Annotated in this window: 18 protein-coding genes; 16 read left to right on the forward strand and 2 right to left on the reverse strand. The window is 33.1% G+C overall.

The window, feature by feature from the left end:
* The first annotated feature begins 106 nt into the window (after window positions 1-106).
* The 3 genes from HSACCH_RS09250 to HSACCH_RS09260 all read left to right on the forward strand — a co-directional run bounded on the left by HSACCH_RS09250 (window position 107) and on the right by HSACCH_RS09260 (window position 5,545).
* Complete coding sequence (locus tag HSACCH_RS09250; RefSeq protein ID WP_005489377.1) at window positions 107-805, forward strand: outer membrane protein; 699 nt, start codon at window positions 107-109, stop codon at window positions 803-805.
* A 185-nt stretch (window positions 806-990) separates the two neighbouring features.
* Window positions 991-3,387 carry a bifunctional diguanylate cyclase/phosphodiesterase gene (locus HSACCH_RS09255; RefSeq protein WP_005489378.1) on the forward strand — a complete coding sequence of 799 codons (2,397 nt, stop codon included), beginning with the start codon at window positions 991-993 and terminating at the stop codon, window positions 3,385-3,387.
* Window positions 3,388-3,523: 136 nt separating this feature from the next.
* On the forward strand, window positions 3,524-5,545 hold the full coding sequence (locus tag HSACCH_RS09260; protein WP_407635732.1) for a methyl-accepting chemotaxis protein: 2,022 nt from the start codon (window positions 3,524-3,526) through the stop codon (window positions 5,543-5,545).
* Window positions 5,546-5,648: 103 nt separating this feature from the next.
* Here HSACCH_RS09260 and HSACCH_RS09265 read toward each other — a convergent pair whose 3' ends face one another.
* Entirely contained in the window at window positions 5,649-6,341 is a 693-nt protein-coding gene (locus HSACCH_RS09265; protein WP_005489380.1) for a cytochrome c biogenesis CcdA family protein, read from the reverse strand.
* A 163-nt stretch (window positions 6,342-6,504) separates the two neighbouring features.
* Between HSACCH_RS09265 and HSACCH_RS09270 the strand changes: the two genes are divergently transcribed.
* The 6 genes from HSACCH_RS09270 (at window position 6,505) to galU (ending at window position 13,967) form a co-directional block, all read left to right on the forward strand.
* Window positions 6,505-7,530: a hypothetical protein gene (locus tag HSACCH_RS09270; protein ID WP_005489381.1), complete on the forward strand. Its 1,026-nt coding sequence runs from the start codon at window positions 6,505-6,507 to the stop codon at window positions 7,528-7,530.
* 31 nt (window positions 7,531-7,561) lie between these two features.
* Window positions 7,562-8,494 carry a hypothetical protein gene (locus HSACCH_RS09275; RefSeq protein ID WP_005489382.1) on the forward strand — a complete coding sequence of 311 codons (933 nt, stop codon included), beginning with the start codon at window positions 7,562-7,564 and terminating at the stop codon, window positions 8,492-8,494.
* A gap of 69 nt (window positions 8,495-8,563) precedes the next feature.
* Window positions 8,564-10,255, forward strand: coding sequence for an LPS-assembly protein LptD (locus tag HSACCH_RS09280; RefSeq protein ID WP_005489383.1), 1,692 nt, complete (start codon window positions 8,564-8,566; stop codon window positions 10,253-10,255).
* A 103-nt stretch (window positions 10,256-10,358) separates the two neighbouring features.
* Window positions 10,359-11,054: a hypothetical protein gene (locus HSACCH_RS09285; RefSeq protein ID WP_005489384.1), complete on the forward strand. Its 696-nt coding sequence runs from the start codon at window positions 10,359-10,361 to the stop codon at window positions 11,052-11,054.
* Window positions 11,055-11,209: 155 nt separating this feature from the next.
* Window positions 11,210-12,955 carry a phospho-sugar mutase gene (locus HSACCH_RS09290; protein ID WP_005489385.1) on the forward strand — a complete coding sequence of 582 codons (1,746 nt, stop codon included), beginning with the start codon at window positions 11,210-11,212 and terminating at the stop codon, window positions 12,953-12,955.
* 142 nt (window positions 12,956-13,097) lie between these two features.
* Window positions 13,098-13,967 carry a UTP--glucose-1-phosphate uridylyltransferase GalU gene (gene galU, locus HSACCH_RS09295; RefSeq protein ID WP_005489386.1) on the forward strand — a complete coding sequence of 290 codons (870 nt, stop codon included), beginning with the start codon at window positions 13,098-13,100 and terminating at the stop codon, window positions 13,965-13,967.
* Window positions 13,968-14,014: 47 nt separating this feature from the next.
* Here the strand turns inward: galU and HSACCH_RS09300 are convergent, their stop codons facing one another.
* Complete coding sequence (locus HSACCH_RS09300; RefSeq protein ID WP_005489387.1) at window positions 14,015-15,652, reverse strand: radical SAM protein; 1,638 nt, start codon at window positions 15,650-15,652, stop codon at window positions 14,015-14,017.
* Window positions 15,653-15,869: 217 nt separating this feature from the next.
* Here HSACCH_RS09300 and HSACCH_RS09305 point away from each other — a divergent pair, with 217 nt between their 5' ends.
* The 7 genes from HSACCH_RS09305 to hpf all read left to right on the forward strand — a co-directional run bounded on the left by HSACCH_RS09305 (window position 15,870) and on the right by hpf (window position 22,378).
* On the forward strand, window positions 15,870-18,122 hold the full coding sequence (locus HSACCH_RS09305; RefSeq protein ID WP_040477388.1) for a phosphodiester glycosidase family protein: 2,253 nt from the start codon (window positions 15,870-15,872) through the stop codon (window positions 18,120-18,122).
* 46 nt (window positions 18,123-18,168) lie between these two features.
* Window positions 18,169-18,696: a hypothetical protein gene (locus tag HSACCH_RS09310; protein WP_005489389.1), complete on the forward strand. Its 528-nt coding sequence runs from the start codon at window positions 18,169-18,171 to the stop codon at window positions 18,694-18,696.
* A 9-nt stretch (window positions 18,697-18,705) separates the two neighbouring features.
* Window positions 18,706-19,716 (forward strand): bifunctional heptose 7-phosphate kinase/heptose 1-phosphate adenyltransferase, encoded by a 1,011-nt coding sequence (locus tag HSACCH_RS09315; protein ID WP_005489390.1) that lies wholly within the window; start codon window positions 18,706-18,708, stop codon window positions 19,714-19,716.
* The gene (rfaE2, locus tag HSACCH_RS09320; RefSeq protein WP_005489391.1) at window positions 19,706-20,191 is read left to right on the forward strand and encodes a D-glycero-beta-D-manno-heptose 1-phosphate adenylyltransferase; all 486 of its coding nucleotides are present in this window, start codon (window positions 19,706-19,708) and stop codon (window positions 20,189-20,191) included. The genes HSACCH_RS09315 and rfaE2 overlap by 11 nt, the downstream gene beginning before the upstream one ends.
* A 126-nt stretch (window positions 20,192-20,317) precedes the next feature.
* Window positions 20,318-20,944, forward strand: coding sequence for an RNA polymerase sporulation sigma factor SigH (sigH, locus tag HSACCH_RS09325; protein WP_005489392.1), 627 nt, complete (start codon window positions 20,318-20,320; stop codon window positions 20,942-20,944).
* A gap of 2 nt (window positions 20,945-20,946) precedes the next feature.
* Window positions 20,947-21,693 carry a ComF family protein gene (locus tag HSACCH_RS09330; RefSeq protein ID WP_005489393.1) on the forward strand — a complete coding sequence of 249 codons (747 nt, stop codon included), beginning with the start codon at window positions 20,947-20,949 and terminating at the stop codon, window positions 21,691-21,693.
* A gap of 100 nt (window positions 21,694-21,793) precedes the next feature.
* The gene (gene hpf, locus HSACCH_RS09335) at window positions 21,794-22,378 is read left to right on the forward strand and encodes a ribosome hibernation-promoting factor, HPF/YfiA family (RefSeq protein ID WP_005489394.1); all 585 of its coding nucleotides are present in this window, start codon (window positions 21,794-21,796) and stop codon (window positions 22,376-22,378) included.
* Window positions 22,379-22,564 lie beyond the last annotated feature (186 nt).

Consider the following 22,564-nt stretch of genomic DNA (forward strand, 5'->3'; position numbering starts at 1 on the left):
GCTAAAAGAAACAAAATAGATAAAAAAACAACCCGGGGGGATTGTCCCTCGGGTTTTTTATGTCTTAAGGAAAATTATGTAAATACACAAGGAGGAATTATAAAACGTGAAGAATAAAATTATAGTGTTAATGATGGCTTTGATGATAGTAGGACTGATGGCAGGTAGTGCAGCAGCTGCTGATTGGGAAGCAATTGGTGGCTTGCAGATTGTTAATGTAACTTTAGATACTTATAATGATACCATAGATGGTTTTAATACTGTTGCTGAAGGTGTAGATCCAGATGTAGATAAGTTTGATAATATTGATCGTGTTCCACTTTTATATCTAGGTGCTAAAAAGAAAATTAATGATAAATGGGATTTAAACATTAGATATGAGTATATTTTTGGTGAAGTAGAACAAAGTTATACTTTTGGCGGAACATCTTATGATAATTCAATAGCTGTTGATCTACATGGATTAACATTCTTAGCTGACTATGAAATTAATGAAAACTGGTATGCTACAGGTGGTATTGGTTATCATCAGGGAACAAAGACAACTGATTTGAATGGCTATGTTTATGATACAGCTATTCCTGGTCTAAATCCAAATACTTCTGTAAAACCAGGCGAAAATGAATATGATCTAGACAATGGTGTTAGTTTACGTGCTGGTGTTGGTTACAATAGATCATTTGCAGAAAACTGGGACTTCAATGCTCAGTTAGATTATCTATATATTGAACTTGATGATGAGCAGCAGGGTAATATTTACAGTAAAGGGTTTGCTTATACAGCTGGTTTAACTTATAGTTTCTAAACTAATTAAAGTCTTGCAATATTAAAGAGCCCTTAAGGCAGAGATTTCAATTCTGCTTTAAGGGTTTTTGGTATTTTTCTTCCATTAATCATGATTTTAGAGGAATAGCTTTAATTTTGTGGAATTATATTATATAGGCTTAAATAATAAAATTAAATTTATAATTAAAAGAAAGGAGATGTTAAATGAATAATAAGCAGGTTAAATGGTATAATAGCTTAATAGTAAAGGTTAACTGGGCCATTATTTTTATCATTATTATTTTTGTTGCTCTATTAAGCTGGTCACTTAATAATTTATTTTCAGAAGAATTGAGTGGTCAGGTTAGAGAAGTTAATTTAGAAATTGCAAAAGCCTTAAAAAATAATGTAAATAACTTTTTAGATAATACTGAAAATATTATTTATTTAACTGCCTCTTTTCTAGAAAAAAGACTGGATAATGATCAAGAAATTTTAAGTTTATTAGAATCTATAAAAAAGGAATACTCTCAACTTAAATATCTCTATTATGCTGATGAGAATGGTCAGATGTTAATGTATCCTGATATTAATTTGAAAGCAGATTATAATCCTAAAACAAGAAACTGGTATCAAAAGGCTGTAGAGCAAGAAAAGATGATTTGGACAGATTCTTATCTGGATGCAAATGAAGAATATTTAATGATTACGGCAGCTCTGCCCATTAGAAATAATCAGGGAGAAATTATAGGGGTTTTAGCAGGAGATATTTTGCTGGAACAGCTTAGTGATACTATTGCAAATAAAAAAATAGGTAAAACAGGTTATGCTTTTATAGCAAATCAAAGTGGAGAGGTTATTGCTCATCCTGATAGAAGTCTAATAGAAAACAGATTTAATATAAATAAGATAATAGATTATCATAAGATTTCCCAGAGTAAATCTGGTTCATTAAGATATAAAAATAATGGAGATTATAAATTAGCCTCATTTGTTTCTTTAGAACGTCTAAACAGTACTGTTTTTGCCCAGATTAAGAGTGAGGAAGCTTTTTCAGTTAGAAATAAGCTGGAATTCATTATATTTGAAATAAGTCTCCTTATTATTGTTATTTTGATTATAACAGTCTTTTTAATTAACAAAAAATATTTACTTGATCCCCTCCATAATTTAATTGATAAGATTATGAAAGTTGCTAATGGGGACTTTGAGGTAAATATTTCTGAAACAAGAGATGACGAAATAGGTAAACTATCACAAAGTTTTAATTATATGACAGGAGAAATTTCAGCTGCTTATCAGCAATTAGAAGCATATAACCAGGAAATAACAAATCTAAGTGAAGACTTAAAACACCAGGCCAATCATGATCCTTTAACGGGTCTTGCCAATAGAAGAAAGTTTATGAAAAAATTAAAAGATGTTTTAAAAAAGAAAACAAAAGCTGCGGTTATTTTATTAGATTTTGATAATTTCAAGGAAATTAACGATACTGTTGGTCATGTTTATGGCGATCAATTATTAAAAAAGTTCAGTCAGCTTCTTTTAAGCTCTTTTAATGATAATGTTTTTGTTGCTAGATATGGTGGGGATGAATTTCTACTGCTGATTGAAAATATTAATTCAAAGGAAGAGATTGAAAAATATATAAAGAAGTTAAAAGAAATAGTTTCTGAGCCCTTTTTAATTGATAAAAATGAATTCTACCTTGATTTTAGTCTGGGTATTAGCTGTTACCCAAAAGATTCTTCTAATAGTTACGAATTGATAACTATGGCTGATACAGCAATGTATCAGGTAAAAGAACTCAGTAATAAATATTATCTATTTTATACTTCGGAAATCTTTAATAAAATTAAAGATAAAAAAATAATTAGAGAAATACTTCGCCGTGCTGTAAAAAATAATGCTTTCGAATTAAAATATCAACCTCAGGTTAATATAGCAAGTGGTGAAATTGAATCTTTTGAGGCTCTGTTGAGATTAAAAGAGCATAATATATCTCCTGCTAAATTTATTCCGGTAGCAGAAGAAAGCGGGCAAATTATTGAAATTGGCAGATGGGTTACAGAAAAGGTAATTAAGGATTTAGCTATTTTGCAAAATTTAAGAAATAAACCGATAAAGATTTCTTTGAATTTTTCAGTGCAGCAGTTAAATGATATGGATTACATTGATTTTATAGCCGAAAAGTTAAAAGAAAATGAGGTTGATTCTAAATATTTGGAGATTGAAATAACAGAAAGTCTTTTAATAAATCAAAAAGAAAAGGCCTTAAATTATTTAAGAAAGTTAAGTGATTTGGGTATTAAATTAGCTCTCGATGATTTTGGAACTGGTTATTCTTCTTTGAGCTATTTAACCTATATTTCTTTTGCTAAGGTAAAGCTTGATAAAGTCTTAATTGAAAAGTTTTTAGAATATGAAAACTTAAAAACTATCAACAGCTTAATTAGTTTATTCCATAGTCTTGATTTACCGGTGGTGGCTGAAGGAGTCGAAAAAAGAGAACAATTGAATAAGTTGAAAACTGTTGATTGTGATTATATACAGGGATATTTATTCAGCAGGGCAGTTCCTTTTGTAGAAATTGAAGAGTTGTTAGAGCAAAAATTTGTATAAAGTAAGTAAATTAATTTAATTTAACATTATTTAGAGGTTTATAGCTATAAATGTCGAATAATGTAAAATAGTGAGATATAAGATTTTGTTAATTTGGGCTTAGGTTTTAGTATTATTTTAGATAAAAATATGAGAGGTGATTAGTTTGTCAGATCAGGATGGTAAGGGCTTTTTTGGTAAGTTAAATTTTAATAAGAGTTTAAGTATTAAAATTATTACAATAATATCTGTGGTAGTAATTTTGGGGATGATTGGACTTGGTTATATGATTAATGATACAGCAGCAGATAAAATAACGGGTATGGCCAGGACCAGAAATAATGATATCGCAACAGTTTTAAAGTCGGAGATCAATGGTTTTTTAAATAATGGTAAATCGATAATAGAATTTGCCTCTTCTCAAAATTCAGTTAAAAACACTGATATTGAAGAGATGAATTCTATTTTTAACAGTATTTTAGCAAATTATGATCAATTTAAAAGTGTTTATTTTGGGGCAGCTGATGGAGAAATCTATATTAAACCTGATCAGAATCTACCCGAAGGTTATGATCCAAGGCAGAGGCCCTGGTATAAAAATGCTGTCAAAACAGACGAGGTAGTCTGGACTGATCCCTATATTGATGCCGGTAGTGGAGAAATTATTATCTCAGTAGCCAAAAAAGTAGAGTTAGCTGGAAATTCTGTTGGGGTAATGGCAGGTGATATTTCTTTAAAAGTTATTAGTGAGTTAATTGCTTCTACTAAAGTGGGAGAAGCGGGATATGCATTTATGGTTGACAAAGAAGGTAAAACACTTGCTCATCCAGATCAGAATCTTGTTGATGAACGTTACGATATCGGCCAGGATATTGATTTAAGCAATGCTTTAGCAGGAGAGAGTGGTTACTTAGAATATACAGAAGGTGGAGAGCAGAAACTTGCATCTTTTGTGCCTGTTGAAGCCCTTAACGCTTCAGTATTTGCCCAGGTACCACTTGCAGAAGCCTATAGTGCCAACAGAGAGATATTAAGACAGATTATTATTATTTCTCTTATTATTTTAGTAATCCTGATTTTAATAATAACATTTTATGTTCGTAAAAGCATAGTCAAACCAATTTTAAATTATGGTAATCAGATGCAAAAAGTTTCAGCAGGTAACCTTGATCTAGAATTAGATATCAAGCGTCAGGATGAGCTCGGTAGTCTGGGTAATATTTTTAATAGTATGGTTAAAGATTTAAAAAATCTTGTTAAAAATATTAAAGAAACTTCAGACCAGGTTTCAGATACTGCAGATTATTTGGATGAGAGTTCCAAAGAAGTTGGTAATACTTCTCAACAGGTAGCACTATCAATCCAAGAAGTTGCTACAGGTGCAGATGAGCAGGCTACAAGTGTTGAAAATGTTTCTTTAAATATTCAGCAGCTTTCTGAAGGTATTGAAAACTTAGAAAATAATAATGATCAGGTAGTAGAAATGACCGAAAATATGAATCAAGTAACAGAAAAAGGCTTTACTAAAATGAATAAGTTAAATGAACAGATGGAACAGATAGTTAAATCTGTGCGTGAAGTCGCTGCAGATATCAGAAACTTAGAATCTATTTCGCAAGAAATTGGCAGCATAATTGATATTATAGATAATATAGCTGATCAAACTAATTTATTAGCTTTAAATGCTGCTATTGAGGCTGCCAGAGCTGGAGAAGCAGGCAGAGGATTTTCGGTAGTTGCAGATGAAATTAGAGATTTAGCAGAAGAATCTTCAACTTCAGCTGAAAAGATTAAAAAATTAATTGATCAAGTTTCTCAAACTACTAAGGCTGTAGGCAGTGAAATGAAAGTTAGTGAAAAAGAAATTTTAGATGGAGAAGAACTTGTAGAATCAGCGAGTGTTACCTTTAGTGACATTAGAGAGGCTCTACAGAGTATAAGTGAAGGAATGAAACGTTCGGCAGAAATTGTGAAACAGACAAATGACTTTAGTAAAGAAATTTCAGAAAATGCTCATAATATTGCCGGAATCTCAGAAGAAACTTCAGCTTCTGCAGAAGAGGTAGCAGCTGCCAGTGAAGAACAGAGTGCATCTGTAGATCAAGTTTCAAATATAGCAGATGAGCTTTCAGTCAGAGCAGAACAATTAGAAGACTTAGTTGCAAGGTTTAATTTATAATTAAAAGTTTTTAAATTAAGAGAGTTAATCTTTATTAAAACTTAATATTATATTTTAAAAGCCTTCAATCAGAACTTTAAATTCTGGTTGAAGGCTTTGTTATTTACAATAACATTCTATTTAAAACTTCCAGATAACCTGTAACCATCATTAAGCCAAAAATAATTAAAAGTGTACCCGTTATTTTATTTACTACAGGTAAGTATTTATTAAAAGCTTTAAATTTAGGTAAAAGATAATCCATAAAAACTGCTGTTAAAAAGAAGGGTACTGCAAGCCCGACTGCATAAAAAAATAATAAAAGGCCACCTTCTGCTATATTAGCTCTGCTGCTGGCTGCAATTAAAATTGAACTTAAAATTGGGCCAATACAGGGAGTCCAGCCAACTGCAAGCACTACTCCCATTACAAAGGCTTTTAAATTCCCTTTTAAATAATGAGGAAGCTCAAATTTCTTTTCTCTGTAAAAATATTTAATTTCAAAGATGCCAGTTAAGTGCAGACCAAAAATAATAATAATCACTCCACCAACAGTTGTCAGCAGGCTCTGATTTTGAATTAAAAACTTGCCTAAAAAAGTTGCTGATAAACCAAGTAGAATAAAAATAACAGTAAAACCACTGATAAAACTAAGAGATCTTATAATTAAAGAAAGATTTTTATCTTTTTTTTGGGCTTTAGCATAATCACCAAGCATATATGATAAATAAGTTGGAATCAAAGGTAAAATACAGGGTGAAAAAAAAGAAAGCAGACCTGCCGATAAAGCAGCAATAAAAGAAACTTCTACAGACATTAAATCACTACCTTTCTATATTTACTTTATTATAACATAGTTAATTTATATTGTATAACATTTAAATTTTGCAATATAAAATATTATCTCAACTGTCTGGATTATTGACTTGATATCTGTTATAATTAAAGTGTGTAATTAGATTTCGAAAGGAGGCAGGCAGGTGAAAAAATTAATTGCTTTATCAATAATTTTAATTTTATTATTTTCATTTAATATTTACGCTCAAGAAAATCAAAAACTTAATGTTGATGAAGACACTAACTTAGAGGAGCTAGACCTGTCTCAAGAGAAGGATTTTTCTCAATCAGCCAGAGAGGAATTGCTTGGTATTGCTTCTAAATTTGACAGCGAAGAAGATCAGGCTATAGATCAGTTAGCTTTTGAAAATTATAATTTTTCTTTAACCGAAACAACACTTAATAACTCTCAGCATTTAAATATTTTAAATGATTTAGATTTTGATGCAAATTATTCTCAAAAAGAAGATGAAAAATTAGAAACAACAGCCAATTTTCAATTAGAATATGCACTAAATTCTCGGACTTCAATCAGAGCCGGATATTCCATCTTAAATGAAGAATGGTGGGATATTAAAAATAGCAGCCAAGCAAATATTGAAGATAGTAATCAAAACATTAATGACGATCAAAATATAGATGATGACTTTAAGCCGGATAATGACAATCCAGCTGCAGTAAATAATAATGTTAGAAAAGTTTATCAAAATGAATTAGAAAGCAGCCGCAGTCTCGGGGTAGCTTATAAAAGTAATGAACGGGTCACTTTATCTGCTGATTTTATCGACAACAACAAGTTTGGTGACTATTATGATGAAGACTGGGAACTTGCAGGAGATTCGACAGTTTTTGGAGTAGAATATAATTATCCAGAAGGATCTTCAATTAGAGCCAGTTATCAGGTTGATACAGCAGATGAGATTACTCAAAGAATAACAGGTGTAGATTTTGCCTTTAATAATCTGGCAACTTTTAGTGCTTCTTATAAACTGCTTGATTTAAATCAGTTAACCGATGACTTAAATCAGCAAAAGACTGCCTGGGATTTAGGTATTGGAGTTAATATTAGTGAAGATTATGGTCTGGCTTTAGGTTATGAATTAATTGAAGGAGAAGATGAAGAAGAAGCAGAGAAAAAAATTAGAGCTTCTTTTGAAATAGACTTTTAATAAATATAAATAAAAGGATGGTGTAGGTCTTTTGTCATTAAAAATCAGAAAAATAATCAGTATATTTGTTCTAACAGTTTTAGTTTTTACACCTTTTTTGAAATTCAGCTCTGTTCAAGCTGCAGGTATTATTCCACTGGCAGAACTGGGAGAAATAGAAACAATACTTTATGGCTCAGTTTCGGATAAACCTATTTTAACCAGAGTAGACGAGGTAGAAGAAACAGTCTATAATGCCAAACAATCCGGTTCAATTGTAGAACGGACAGAAAAATTAATTAATGATTTTTTAATTAGCTCTGAAAAATCACCCTCTTTATTATTTTTATATAATACCATTGAGTGGTCAATTAGAGGAGAATTAGCAGGAGGGAATCTGATTCAGAGGCTAAATGGCTTAGAAGAAATGGTTAGCGGAGAAGTAAATCAGGGCCCAATTAAAGAAAGAATTCAACAGTTATATAATTTAACTATTAAGGGTCAGGAAATGCCCGTTAAAAAAGTAGAAAGCCGCAATAACCAATTAATACGAGTTCAATTATTAGATAAAATTAATTCTAACACTGCTCGTAGAGGTGAAAAAGTTGCTTATAAAGTAATGGAAGATGTTAAAGTTCAAAACACATTGATTATACCTAAAGGCAGCCGCGGTAAATTAGAAATTACTGAGATTGAAGAAGCTGGCAAAATGGGTAAAGATGGCGATATTAAAATTGGCTTTCCTCAACTGGAAACAATAGATGGGTCAGATTTGGCTGTGGCTATCCAGAAAGAAGCTCAGCAAGAAAATGAATCGCAGAAATTTGCAATCGGGGCCAGTGTTTTAGGAACAGCTATTCTTGGTCTACCAGGAGTAGTAGCCGGCTATTTTGTAGAAGGTAAAGATGAAGAAATTCCTGCCGGATCTGAAATGTATATTCAGGTAACTGAAAGCAAAGAACTATATGGTGTAGTTATAAAATAGATTTTTGATTATTAACCTGCCTGAGCGTTAAACTTGGGCAGGTTTTAAAAATTAATTAGGAGAATTATTGTGCTAAATAATATTACTCAAGGCAAAATCACTTTAATAATTATTTTAAGCCTAATTTTTTCTATTAGCTTTGCTTCTTCTGTTTTGGCGGCTGAAGCCGAGTCGGCAGATAATTATGTACTGACAGCTGATGATATAACTTTTCTGCAGGCAGAAGGGCTAGTGCTTTTTGAAGGTAATGCTGTTTTTAAAGCTTCTGACTTTGTAGTTGAATCAAATAAAATAACAGTTGATACAAATACAAAGATAATTAAAGCATCAGGCAATGTAGTAATCCATTCTGAAAAAGATGATCTTTACGGAGATAGCTTAACTTATAATTATGAAAGTGAAAAAGGAGAGCTCTTTGGAGCTGAAGGAAGTATCGGAGAAATTAATTTTTCCGGTAAAATACTTAAAATCCTTTCAGTTTCACCAGTAGCAGCAGAAATCGAATCGGCAGAATTTACACCCTGTATTAGAGAAGAACCCCACTACCACTTTAAAGCTGAACAAATAAAAATCAATGACGATAATTCGCTAGATATTTTCGGAATAGCCCCTTATATCGCTAATATACAGGTGTTTTACCTGCCATATTATTCAGTTGAATATGACCCCAGTGATGGAGAAAGCCCTTTAAAAAATGCTTTTCCCTTCCCTAAACTTGGCTATGACAATGATCGAGGTCTGACTGCAGAATTTAAATATCCATATCAGATTGGTGATAAAAGCAGTGGAGAAATTTTTTATCTGACAGAAGGAAGAGAATACGATAGATATGAAGAGCGAATAATTAATAATTTTTATCAGCTGACAGATTATTTAACTATTAAAAATCGCTATGATTATTTATATAATTATGACCTTGATGATGAGGAATTGGATGACTTTGAAGAAGAATTTTTCAGTTCGATTCTTTACGATAGAGATAAATATGCTCTGGAGGCCGGTGTAGGTAGAGATTTAAGGGCTGAAGATAACGAAAATAGATATTTACTTGCCGGTCATTATTACTTTACTAATGGCTTAAATACAAGCTTTAGACAGGAATATGATTTTGACGAGCAGCGGGTTAAAGAAAAATATTTAATGAGTTATAATCAGCATTCTATTAACTGGAATCTTAAATATATTGCTGGCGAAAGTTATAACTATTATCCTTATTTAACGCTTAACTTTCCACGAGTGCTGGGAATTAGAACAACTGTTGGTTCAGGGCGGGTCAAAAATGAAGGCGTAGAATTAAATAAAGAGAGAGTTAGTTTGGCTTATAATTTAAAAGAGCCTTTAGCTAAAGGACTTAACTATCATTTAGCTTATAACTATCGTTTAGATCATTACCGCAGCTCTTATGATTATAATTATTATTACACCCGTTTAAATACAGGTTTTAGCTATAATACCAGCTTGAATCAGAAAATGGAACTTAATTCTTCTCTTTTCTTTGAGAAAAATTACCCCTGGGGTAAAAGTCCACTAATTGATGACAGAGAAGAACAGGAAAGACTAGTAAAACCTTCACTTAGTTTAAATGTTGAGCGTGATTTAGAGCAGTCATCTTTTAATATTAGTTCAAATGCCATTTATGATCTTGATTTAGATGATTGGGAAGAAATTAATCTGCGCTTTGCTCAAAATGAAGACTGTTACAGTTTTTATCTCAACTATGAATTTATAGATGAAACTTTTAGCTTTGGCTTTGAAATTTAAAAATAAATATATAATGGATATTCATTACAATTATGATAAAAATCACTTAAAATAGAGGACTTTTCTATTAGGCCGTGAAATAGGAAGGTAAAGGGTGATTTTTATGAAAAAGAGTACATATATTTTAAGTTTTATTTTAGCTTTAGTTTTCTTTATTTTAGTTCTCGCATTTTTAAATCCTTCAGTTCTGGCAAAAAATTATAAACCAGAAATCAGCGGCAGTATTGAAAATGGTGATCGAATGTACACCGATCCAGGTAATTGGGAAAATGATGAGCCTCTAGATTACTATCGTTATGATAAACAGTGGCTCAAATATAAACAAAAACTTGCAGTTGGCGAATACTATTATTTAAAGGTCCAGCGGCAGGAAAAAATATATGAGCAGAGTCAGAGTTATAATAGCCTCAATTTAGAAACAGAAGGAAATTACACGTTTTATTTAACTGAAAAATTAAGAAACAGGTTCAAAGTTCTTTTTCGAGATAAGGATTATTTAGAAGCAGATTATGATTATAAGGATTATCAGCTGGCCAGGCTGCAGTATACTTTACAGTATAAGAAAAATGATATTCATAATTATCAACTAATTTTACAAAAACAGTGGACAGAATATGAACTTAGCCCTGATTCTGATTATCAGCGGGAGCGGATAGCTTTAAAATGGGGCTGGCAGCTGAGTCAAAATTTGAAACTAGACAGTAAAATTCAATATGACTGGCAGAGAAATGACAATGATTCCAACCGTTCTGACAAAGATGGCCGTAAGATTTCCTTAAATTTTAAATATAAGTTTTAATAATATTTACCCAACTTTAAAACGAATTGTCAAAATATACTTAATATACTCAGATTTCTGTAAAAACTTTATAAAAAAATTTATTTGTGATATAATATTTCCAATAAGTAGTACAATACTATAGTACTGTTAATCAACAAAGGAGTTGATCAATTTTGAGTTATATGTCCAGGTATCGTGATTGGCTTGTAAGTGATTATTTTGATGAAAAAACAAAAGAGGAACTTGAAGCTATTAAGGATAATGAAGCAGAAATTGAAGATCGTTTCTATAAAAATTTAGAATTCGGAACAGGTGGAATGAGAGGTAAAATGGGGGCTGGAACCAATAGAATCAATAAATATGTAGTTCGTAAAGCTACTCAGGGACTGGCAAACTATATAATTAATTATAGTGATAATGGAGAGGACAAAGGAATTGTTATCGCTTATGATTCCCGCCATAATTCACCAGAATTTTCTTTAGAGGCGGCTTTAGTTTTAGCTGCTAATGGAATTAAAACATATTTATTTACCGGAATGCGAGCAACTCCGGAACTTTCTTATGCTGTCAGAGAACTTGATGCAATTGGTGGAATAGTTATTACTGCCAGCCATAATCCTTCCGAATACAACGGATATAAGTTATACTGGGAAGATGGGGGTCAGGTTGTTCCTGAGCAGGCAAGAGATATTATTGCTGAAATTGAAGAAATAGATGATTTTTCTATTGTTAAAACAATGGACGAAATGGAAGCCGTTAATCAGGGGCTTTTAAATTATATAGGTAGTGAAGTTGATGAGAGCTATCAGCAGACTTTAATGGGAGTTTTACCAGATACTGATTTAGCAGCCGAGAAGGGTAGCAATTTATCAGTAGTTTATACTCCTTTACATGGAACTGGAAGTACAGTTGTGCCAAAACTTTTAAGTAACTTAGGATTTTCTAATTTAAATGTTGTTGAAGAACAGGCAGACGGCGACTCTGAATTTTCTACTGTTGAAAGTCCAAATCCTGAAGACAGAGATGCTTTTGAACTGGCTCTAAAACTTGCAGAAAAAAAGGATGCAGAAATTATTTTGGCAACAGATCCTGATTGTGATCGTTTGGCGCCTGCAGTTAGAGATACTGAAGGTAACTATCAGTTTTTAAATGGTAATGAAACAGGAGTTTTATTTGCTGATTTTCTATTAAGAGAGGCCAAAGAAGCTGGAGAACTGCCTGATAATGGCGTAATTGTTAAATCAATTGTTTCTACAGATATGGTTGCTGAAGTTGCAGCTGATTATGGGGTAGAAGTTTTAGATGTTCTAACTGGATTTAAATTTATTGGGGAAAAAATGACTGAATTCGAAAAGTCAGGGGATAAAGAATTTATTTTAGGATTTGAAGAAAGTTTAGGTTATTTAATTGGCAAGTATGCTAGAGATAAGGATGCTGCTGTTGCAGCAGGTCTTGTTGCTATTATGGCCTTAAAATATAAGGAAGAAGGGACTTCTTTACTTGAGCGTCTGGCAGAATTAAGAGCAGAGTATGGTTATTATCTTGAAGATCTTCATTCAATTCGACTTGAAGGTAAAGAAGGTCAGGAGATTATAACAAAGACCATCGCTCACTTAAGAGAAAAGAGCCCAGAAAAAATTGCAGGACATGAGGTTGAAGTTGTTAAAGATTATAAGCAATCAAAAGTTTCATATCTGAAAGAAGGAAGAGAAGAAGAACTAAAACTTCCAAAATCTAATGTTCTTCAATATTTACTTGAGGGTAATAATAAACTTACAATTAGACCCTCTGGGACTGAGCCAAAGTTGAAATTCTACTTTGCAGTTAAGGATAAAGATAAGGCTGCTGCAGAAAAGAAACTGGCTGAGTTTAAAGAAAAGATTATTGCCGAAATGGATAAAATAATGGAGAATGTTTAATTTTTTAATTAGATCTTAGAACAATTTTAGCTAAATAATTATTAATCAATATAAGAGAGGCTCTGCAGCCTCTCTTTTTTTTAACATTCTTTTAAATAAATGTTATAATATAATTGATAATTAAAATGTGAGGAGTGGTACAATGAAAGTAAAAAAAGCAGTAATACCAGCAGCAGGCTGGGGAACTAGATTATTACCTGCTACAAAAGCTCAACCGAAAGAAATGCTGCCAATTGTAGACAAACCTTCAATTCAGTACATTGTAGAAGAGGCAGTTGCAGCAGGAATTGAAGATATTTTAATTATAACCTCAAAAAACAAACAAAGTATAGAAGATCATTTTGATAAATCCCTGGCCTTAGAACAAGCTTTAGAAAAGCAGGGCAAGACACAATTATTAAAAGAAGTACAAGATATATCTCAAATGATAACTATTCATTCAGTTAGACAAAAAGAGCAAAAAGGATTAGGCCATGCAATCCATTGTGCAAAAAGTTTTGTAGGAGATGAGCCTTTTGCAGTTTTGCTCGGTGATGATATTATTCACTCTCAAAAACCAGTAATCAAACAGATGATGGAAGCTTATGAAAAAAAAGAAACTGCAATTTTAGGCTGCAAAACAGTAGCTAAAAAAGATGTTAATAAATATGGAATAGTTGACTTTAGTCAAAAAGATGGAGACCTCTATAAAGTGCAAGATTTAATAGAAAAACCAGCTTTAGCTGAAGCACCATCTCAACTTGCAATTCTGGGTCGATACATTATTACTTCTGATATTTTTGAAATATTAGAAAACACTGCCCCTGGTAAAGGTGGAGAAATACAGCTAACTGATGCTTTAAAGACTTTACTGGATCAGCGAGCTGTTTATGGTTATGACTTTGAGGGTCAACGTTATGATGTCGGTAATAAAATGGGTTTTCTCAAAACAACTGTAGAGCTAGCTTTGGTTCGAGAAGATCTAGGACCAGAATTTAAAAAATATCTAAAAGAACTTACAAAAGATTTTTAAATAATTACAATTTAGCTTAAAAATTAGATTCAGAATTGATTCGGATCTTAGAATTTAAAGAATTCATTTAAGGTTTTTTCTTTAAAATTGTCGCCAAGCAGCTGCTTTAATTCAAATTTATTCTGTGGTCTTTCTAAAATAATGCTGGAAGCTCTTTTGCTGCCGATGCCTGGTATAGATTCCAGTTCTTTTTTACTGTATTCATTGACTTTTTTAGGCCATTTGAGTGCAGTAATTGAACGATAACCGTGATCTATAACTTTTACCTGGTCAAAAAAATCATCATTTTGGTCAATAACTGCTGTTAAGATCGGATATGTTCCAAGCTGTCTGCAGTAATTTAAGCTTCCTTTCTTTTTTTCGGAATAAAGATCTTTTAATATAACACCGGTGGGAAAGACTCTTTTAAGCATTTCTTGATTAATTTCTTGATTGATTTTTTCTTTATATTTTTTAAATTCACCCTGGCTATATTTTATTTCAGGATAACTACCCAGTCGAACCACCTGACGGATGTTGATTCTTCTGAGCATTAAATTATCCTGGAGCAGTTTTTGTAAAAAATCATAATTATAGTTTAGAGTTTCTTTTCTTTCACCAATTAGGCCGTGGAGAAAATTTAGACCCGGCAGCAGCTTTGGAATCCCATCTTCACGTTTGCCCCCAATATCGTTCATTAATTTGATGGCAAAATAATTTTCTTCAGCTGTACTATCTATGTTATTTTTCTTTAAAACTAAGGGGTCAGCAGATTCCAGACCAAAGGCAGCTGTATCACCGGGAGTATTATATTTAGCAATAGTTTCAATTATTTGACCAGCTTTTTCTGGATGTCTTGCTATTTCGGCAGGATTCATGTTGTCCATATGTAATACCTGCAGTTTAGGATCAGCTTTTCGTATGCCCTGATAGAGCTCTCTAATTTGAGCTGGGTTTAAAATAAAATCTTCCCTTTTCTTTTGAGCCCCGTAAAGCAGCAGATCTGTCTGGCTGCCCAGCCGGTAGTGGTGAATGCCAGCGGCTGCTAAAGCTTTAACTTCATTACTAAGAGCTTCAGGTTGACGGCTGTAGGTTAATTTCTTAAGTCTTTCACTGCAGAAAGCACAGTGACTGGATCGCGGACAGCCTCTAAAAGTCTCTAGTTCAGCAATGATATGTGGGTAATTAGGATGTTCTTTGACAACTTGAGCTCCAGTTAAAGAAAATTGGTTAATATACTCATTTCTCTGCTCTGCAGCTATTTCTTTTGCCTGCAGACGCTGATAGAGATCTAAAGCTGCAATTTCTGAAGCAAGAAGATCATAATCATCTTCAAATTTCTCTTTCATTTTTTTAATTAGAGTAATTGGACCAGCTAAAACTTTGGTAGGATAAAAAAGCTTTTGCCCAATTTCTTTAATTTCAGCTGCAGAAGCTGGCTGGCCGCCTAAATAATGGCCGGGAACTGTTGTGCCGGCAATTAAAATTACTAGATCTAAACTTTCTAATTTTTCGAGTTCCTCATTTTTGTTCTGACGTAGTTCATCAATTGTGATATAATTTAAATTAGCAGCCTGAACACCGGCTTCTAACAAAGCTCCCCATAGATATCTAACATGTGGAGAAATGTAGGGTGGAACTCCCAGGCAGGATGGTTCATCTAAATAGCCATCGATAATAGTTATTTTTATTTTGCTGTTTTTCATTTTAAAATCCTTTCTAATATGAAATCTATTCTAATTTTAATTATTTTTTAAATTTTAAATTCTAATACATTAATTTTAAGTTCTAATACATATAGTATAACATAAACTGCTTTTAGTGAAAAAATAGCTAAATAATTGATTTTTTAGGCAGGATTTGGCTCTTTGAGATAAAATATATATAAGTAGGGAAACAAATTTAATTCTTTTATTAATGGAGATGAAAAACTTGCAGAATTTAAGAAAATTTTCATATATAATTTTATATATTTTTATAGCACTGCTAATTTTGAGTACCCCTGCAGCAGCAGAATTTTTTCAGGGGAATCTGACTGAATTTGTTAAAAGTGAGAAAATAATTAGTATCCCTATCTTTTCACCAGCTGAGAAAATAGAAATAGAAGCTGGCACTGATACTGTTGTATCTGCTGCAGATAAAGAGGACATCAGCCTTAAAGCGGGAGAAATATATTTTATTAGCCAGAATGATATCAAAAAGAGTAAAGAAACTCAAACAGCAGCAGAGCTGAAAGCCGGCTGGGGAATCCAGATTATGGCAAGTTCTACTGAAGCGAAAGCTAAAGCTTTTAAAGCTGAAGCTGCTGCGAAAATAGAAGCGGAACTTATAATTTTAGCAGAAGACGAGCTCTTTAAGGTAGTTGCAGGTTTTTATGATCAGCGAAGTGAGGCTGAAAAACTGCAGCAGGATTTAGAAGCTGCAGGCTATAATGGTTGGCCGCGTGAGCTTGAACTTGCTGAAAATAGAAATATTGCTAAGTCTGAAGCCGAAGCAGTAACAGAAACTGAAGTAGAGACTGAAACTGAAGTAGAGACTGAAAATGAAGCGGAGACGGAAAATGAAGTTGGAGCAGCTGAGGATTCTCCTCCGGAACAAGAAGGGCTAATCCTTTATAATCAAGCTGGCGAAAAATTAAAAGAAGCTTATGTCTTTGAGATAGAAGGGGAATTTAAAGCGAATTCTAAAAAGATGCAGGGTGAATTCCAGTTGGGCCCCTTAGCAGATTCTGTTTTATTTTCTTATAAAACTGAGATAGAAGAATTAACTGCTCATCTACTGCAGAATTACTTTAGTCTCGCTGCCCCAAGCAGGGCTTTAAAAGCTCAGGCAGTTTTGTATAGAACTTCTATTTTATATCAGCTGGAAACACAGGGGGCAAGACTCGAAAATTTAAACTATCTAAAGTTTGGCTCTTTAAATCCTGCATTCAAAGAAGCTGCTGCGGCGACAAAATCTGAAGTTTTAATTCGGGATAATGAATTTTATTATAATAAAGACTTTTCCCTGAAAAGTATTAATAAACCTAAAACAGGTACTGTTGCTTTAGCACAAGCAGAATATAATTACGAAGAAATTATTAATTATTATTATGACCGCTCAGAAATAGTTAATTTAAATAATTTAATTGATAGTGAAGAGAAGCTTTCTGCTCGGATAGAGCGCGGATTATATTTAAAAGAAATAAGGCAGATGAGCTGGTCTGGTCCCAGAGTAATTACTGTTATAGACTATAATCTTGATAATGACAGATTAAAACTAAAACCAGTTTTAGCTCAAGGATTAGTTCCTGGGCGAGAAGATTTGGCTGATTTAATTAAAAGACACAAGGCAATTGCTGGTGTCAATGGTGGCTATTTTCATTACAGTGGTCGACCTCTTGGTTTGCTTTATATAAATCAGGAACTTGTTAGTGAGCCCATCCACCAGAGAAGTGCCTTATTAATTGATCAAGATAATAATATTTCTTTTGCTCAGGTAGATTGGCAGGGTGAGTTATTAATCGGGCCAGCAGAGCAAAAAATAAAAATTGATGGAGTAAATAGAGAAGCTAAAAAAGAAGAAATTATAGTTTTCAATTACTTCTATGGTCCCAGAATGTCTGCTTTAGATCAGGACCATTATGATGTTGTGGTTAGAGATAATAAGATTTTAGGAGTAGAAAATAAAGCAGGAGTGAAAACAGCTATTCCACCTGATGGTTTTATAATAAGATTTTCGGCTCAAAGATCAGACATTAAAAATCTTATACCAGAACTAAAAAATAAAAAAATTACTTTAAATTATAATTTTAGTCCAAATTTAAATGAAAATAAGATAGTACATGCAGTTGGTGGAGGTCCAAGGCTTTTAAAAGCTGGAAAAATTAATATTACTGGTCAAGAAGAAAATTTTCAAAATGATATTTTAAATGGGCGGGCACCCAGAACTGCTGTCGCTTTGACTAAAGATAATCATCTGCTGCTTTTGACTATTGATGGTAGACAGTCAGATTTAAGTGTCGGAATGAGCTTAGAGGAGCTGGCTCAAACTTTAAAAGGTTTAGGAGCAGTTGAGGCTATAAACTTAGATGGAGGCGGCTCAGCCCGAATGGTTATTCGAGGTTTTACAATGAGTAACCCAAGTGAAAAGAGATTAATTTCTAATGGCGTGATAGTTGATGAAAAAAATAATTAACTTTAATTAAATTTTATATTAAAATATCAAATAAAGGGGCAATAGGATGTTAAAAAAATCAATGATACTATTATTTACAGCAGTATTTTTAGTCATTTCAATTTCTGCAGTGGGGGCTGCTAATTTAAATTCAGTTACTTATTCTATTTCAGGTGATGCATCAGATGTAGACACTCTGGAGTTAGAGCCAGAATTTATGATAAATAACATTCATCCAGCTAAGCTTAACTTAGCCTTTGATGGAGATGACTTTTATTTTGGAGCAAATATGGGTTTAAACATGTTAATGGAAGATAACTTCAGGTTGGATCTGAATCTGATGCTGACAAATGAGGTTGATGGTCTTGATTTTGGTAAGGCATTTGGTTTAGCAGCTGCTACCCGTGGTGCTGATTTAAGCTTTTTCTGGCAGACTTATTATTTTATTGATGATGATCTAGATGATCATGCTTTTTATAAGGGTGGCGCTAATTACAGAATAGGTCCTCGAAGTGATTTAGAAATAAGTGTAGCTAATCAATACTGGGACTTAGATAATGATGTAATAAAACTTGGGATTAAGGTTAAGCTCTAGGGGGATGAAATGGATAATTATCAGGCTGAAGAACTTATAAAATATATAAAAAAATTTAAAGATAAAAAAATTATGGTTTTAGGTGATTTAATAGCAGATAAGTTTATTATTGCAGATCCAGAGCGGCTTTCGCGGGAAGCACCGGTTTTGATTTTAAAACATCAGCAGGAAAAAATTCTGCCTGGTGGTGGTGCTAATGCAGCAGCTAACATTGCAAGTCTGGGAGCTCAGGTTGATCTGCTGGGAGTTGTAGGGGATGATTTATCTGCAGCAGCATTAAAAAAAGAATTGAATCAAAGAAATATTATTACTGATGGCATTTTTAAAGACAGCGGCCGTCCCACTGCTGAAAAAACAAGGATTTTAGCAGGTGGAGAACAGATAGTCAGACAGCAGGTTGTTAGGGTTGACAAAGTTAAGAGCTTTGATATCAGCGCTGAATTGAGTGATAAATTGAACAGCTATTTAGAAAAAAATATTGCTGAGAGTGATGCTATATTATTTTCTGATTATGGGAATGGGATTTTCAATCAGGATACCACTTCTAAATTTGTTAAAACTGCTGCAGCTGCTGGCAAATATTCTGCTGTAGATAGTCGTTACCAGCTACCCCAATTTAAGGGATCAGTAATTGCTACTCCAAATTTGGAAGAGGCATCTGAAATTTATGGATCTCAACTAAAAAGCCAGGCTGAAGTAGAAAAAGCTGGTTTAAAAATGAGAAAAGAACTAGAACTAAAGTATTTATTAATAACTCAGGGTGGAGATGGAATGACTCTTTTTGCGCCTGGAGATAAAATAGAACATATACCAGCAGCTAATTTTTCCGAAGTTTTTGATGTAACTGGAGCTGGTGATACAGTAGTTGGGACTTTAATCTTAGCACTTGCTGCAGGAGCAGCAGTCGAAATAGCAATTAGAATTGCTAATTATGCTGCGGGAATTGTTGTTCGCAAAAGTGGAGTTGCTGCAGTTACAGCTGAGGAACTAATCAGGGAAGTGAATAAAAATGACAGCTAAAATTATGGAATTAGATGAGCTAAAAGCCGAAATTGAAGCAAAAAAAGATGCAGGAGAATTAATAGTTTTTACTAATGGCTGTTTTGATATTTTACATGTCGGCCATATTCGTTATCTAAAAAAAGCAGCTGCTTTAGGAGATAAATTAGTGCTGGCTGTTAATAGTGATAGTTCTGTTAAGAAATTAAAAGGGGGAAATAGACCCTTTGTTCCAGAGCAGGAGAGATTGGAAATGCTTTCTGCTTTGGAGATGATTGACTATTTGGTGCTTTTTTCTGAGATTGACTGTAAGGCTTTACTGGAAGCAATAAAACCACAAATTTATGTTAAAGGTGGAGATTACAGAATTGAAGATCTCCCGGAAGCAGAAACAGTTTACAGTTATGGTGGGAAAATAGTCTTAATAACAGAGGTTAAAGGTAAATCAACAACTAATATAATAAAAAAGATAAGGCAGAGTAAAGATGAAAAATAATCAGCTTCATATTCTTATTCTGCTTACCCTCTTACTTTTAGGAGTTACAATGCTGGAATTAGGAATTTCATTTCAGGATCTAATTAGTTTTTGAGGGTAAACTAGTACCAGGATGGGGGGATACTCTTGTTTAAAGAGAAGGAAGAAGAAGAGATTATAGAAATGGCCCAGGCTGGAAATGACTTTGCAATTGAATATCTAATAGATCAAAATATGGATATAGTCTATGCTAAGGCTAGATTCTTTTTTATCAAAGGCCTGGATCGCGATGATGTAATTCAGGAAGGTAGAGTTGGTTTATATAAGGCAATTAGAGACTTTAAAGAAGGGAAAGGGGCTTCCTTTAGGGGCTTTTCACAGCTTTGTGTACACAGACAGCTGGTATCTGCAATTAAAAAAGCAAATAGACAGAAACATATGCCATTAAATACATCTGCTTCTCTTGATAAAAGCTTGGACTATGGTAATGAAACTGGCAGGACTTTCAACGAAATTTTACCAGATGAAGGCGAAGATCTAGAAAAAAAGTTTATCTGTCAGGAAACTCTAGTTACAATTATGGATGAGCTTTCAGAAGAGTTAACAGATTTAGAGTGGAATGTATTTATGCTTTATTTAAATAGCCAATCTTATCAAGAAATATCTGATGAACTTGAGATTAATGTAAAAACCGTTGATAATGCTCTCCAAAGAGCCAGGAAAAAGATTGATGATCTTCGTGAACATTACAATCTCAAAGGAGTTGTTAATTAAAATTGAAAGTACTTGATGTTTTAAAAGATTTAATTTATCCTGAAAAACCGGTCTGCCTGGCTTGTGGACGCAAATATGACCACTCAGAAATTGAAGGAATTTGTGATCGCTGTCTTTCGCGATTTTCATTTATTACAGAAGCCTGTCCAATCTGTGGTAGAGAAGTTGTGCCAGCAGTTTTAATTGAGGGGCAACACTGTCCAGAATGCAGCGAAGAGCGACCACCGTATAATTTTGCCCGCAGTGTTTTTACTTATTCAGGTTATGCAAGAGAGGTTTTATTAGAATATAAATATGGTCATCGACCTGATTTAGCGGGTCCTTTTTCCCAGATGTTATTTCTTTACTATGATGAATATTTTAAAGATCAAAATATAGATTATTTAATTCCAGTTCCGATGCACGGAGAACGCAAAAATTATCGTGGTTATAATCAGGCAGCAAGATTAGCTCAAGCACTTTCGAAAAAAATTAAAATTGAATATAAAGATGTTATTTCAAGAGTTAAAGACTCACTTCCACTTTATACACTGACTAAAAAGGCTAGAAAAATGGAGTTGGAAGGGGCTTTTCAACTTGAGGAAGACACTGATTCAGCTATTTTTAAGGATAAAAATATTTTAATTATTGATGATATTATCACCACCGGAACGACTTCTTCTGAAATATCTCACTTTATTTTAAAAGAAATGGAAGCTGCTAATGTCTATGTGTTGACAACAGCATCTGTTCCGGTAAAAATAGAATAATTAAAAGATTAAGCAGGAATTATATCTAATTTGTAGAATAATATAATATACAGAAGTAAAATATAACAATACTAATAGTTGTAAGAGAGGAGTGAGCTTCATGAAAATTATGACTTATGGTAAAAACATTGATGTTACCCCAGCTCTAAAGAAGCACGCAGAGGAGAAGGTGCGGAAACTAGAAAAGTATTTCAATGGAGAACCGATGGAAGTTCAGATCTCCATGGAAGTAGAAAAAGAAAGACATATTGTAGAAGTTACAGCTTTTGTTAAGGGTTTAATTCTACGAGGTGAAGAGGCTTCTGGCGATATGTATGCTTCTATTGATGGTGTAATGGATAAACTTGAGCGCCAGGTTAGAAAATATAAAACTAAAATTCATGATAGATACATCGAGAAAAAACAGGAATATAAAGAAGAATATAAGGAGAAGCGAAAAGAACAGGTTTTAAACCATCAGTTGGGTAATGATGAGGAAAATGTCGATACAGATGTTTTTGAACCTCAAATTGTGAGAACAAAACGCTTCCCAATGAAACCAATGAATGTAGAAGAGGCCTGTATGCAGATGGATCTCTTAGATCATGACTTCTTTGTTTTCCACAATGCTGATACAGAAGAAACCAATGTGGTTTATAAGCGTAAAGACGGACATTATGGCTTAATTGAGCCTACGTTTGGTTAATAATTAAATAATAATGATTTAATGAGGATGCTCTTAGTTGAGCATCCTTTTTTCAGTTCTTCAGCTTTTTTTAATATAGTTTAAATATCCTCAACTAAAACTAATGAAATTCTAATCATGAGAACTCCGGCTTTGATTGAGTTTTAAAGCCTAAGATGATATAATTATTTTGATTGAAATAATAAA

It is taken from the genome of Halanaerobium saccharolyticum subsp. saccharolyticum DSM 6643, assembly GCF_000350165.1.
GTDB lineage: Bacteria > Bacillota > Halanaerobiia > Halanaerobiales > Halanaerobiaceae > Halanaerobium > Halanaerobium saccharolyticum.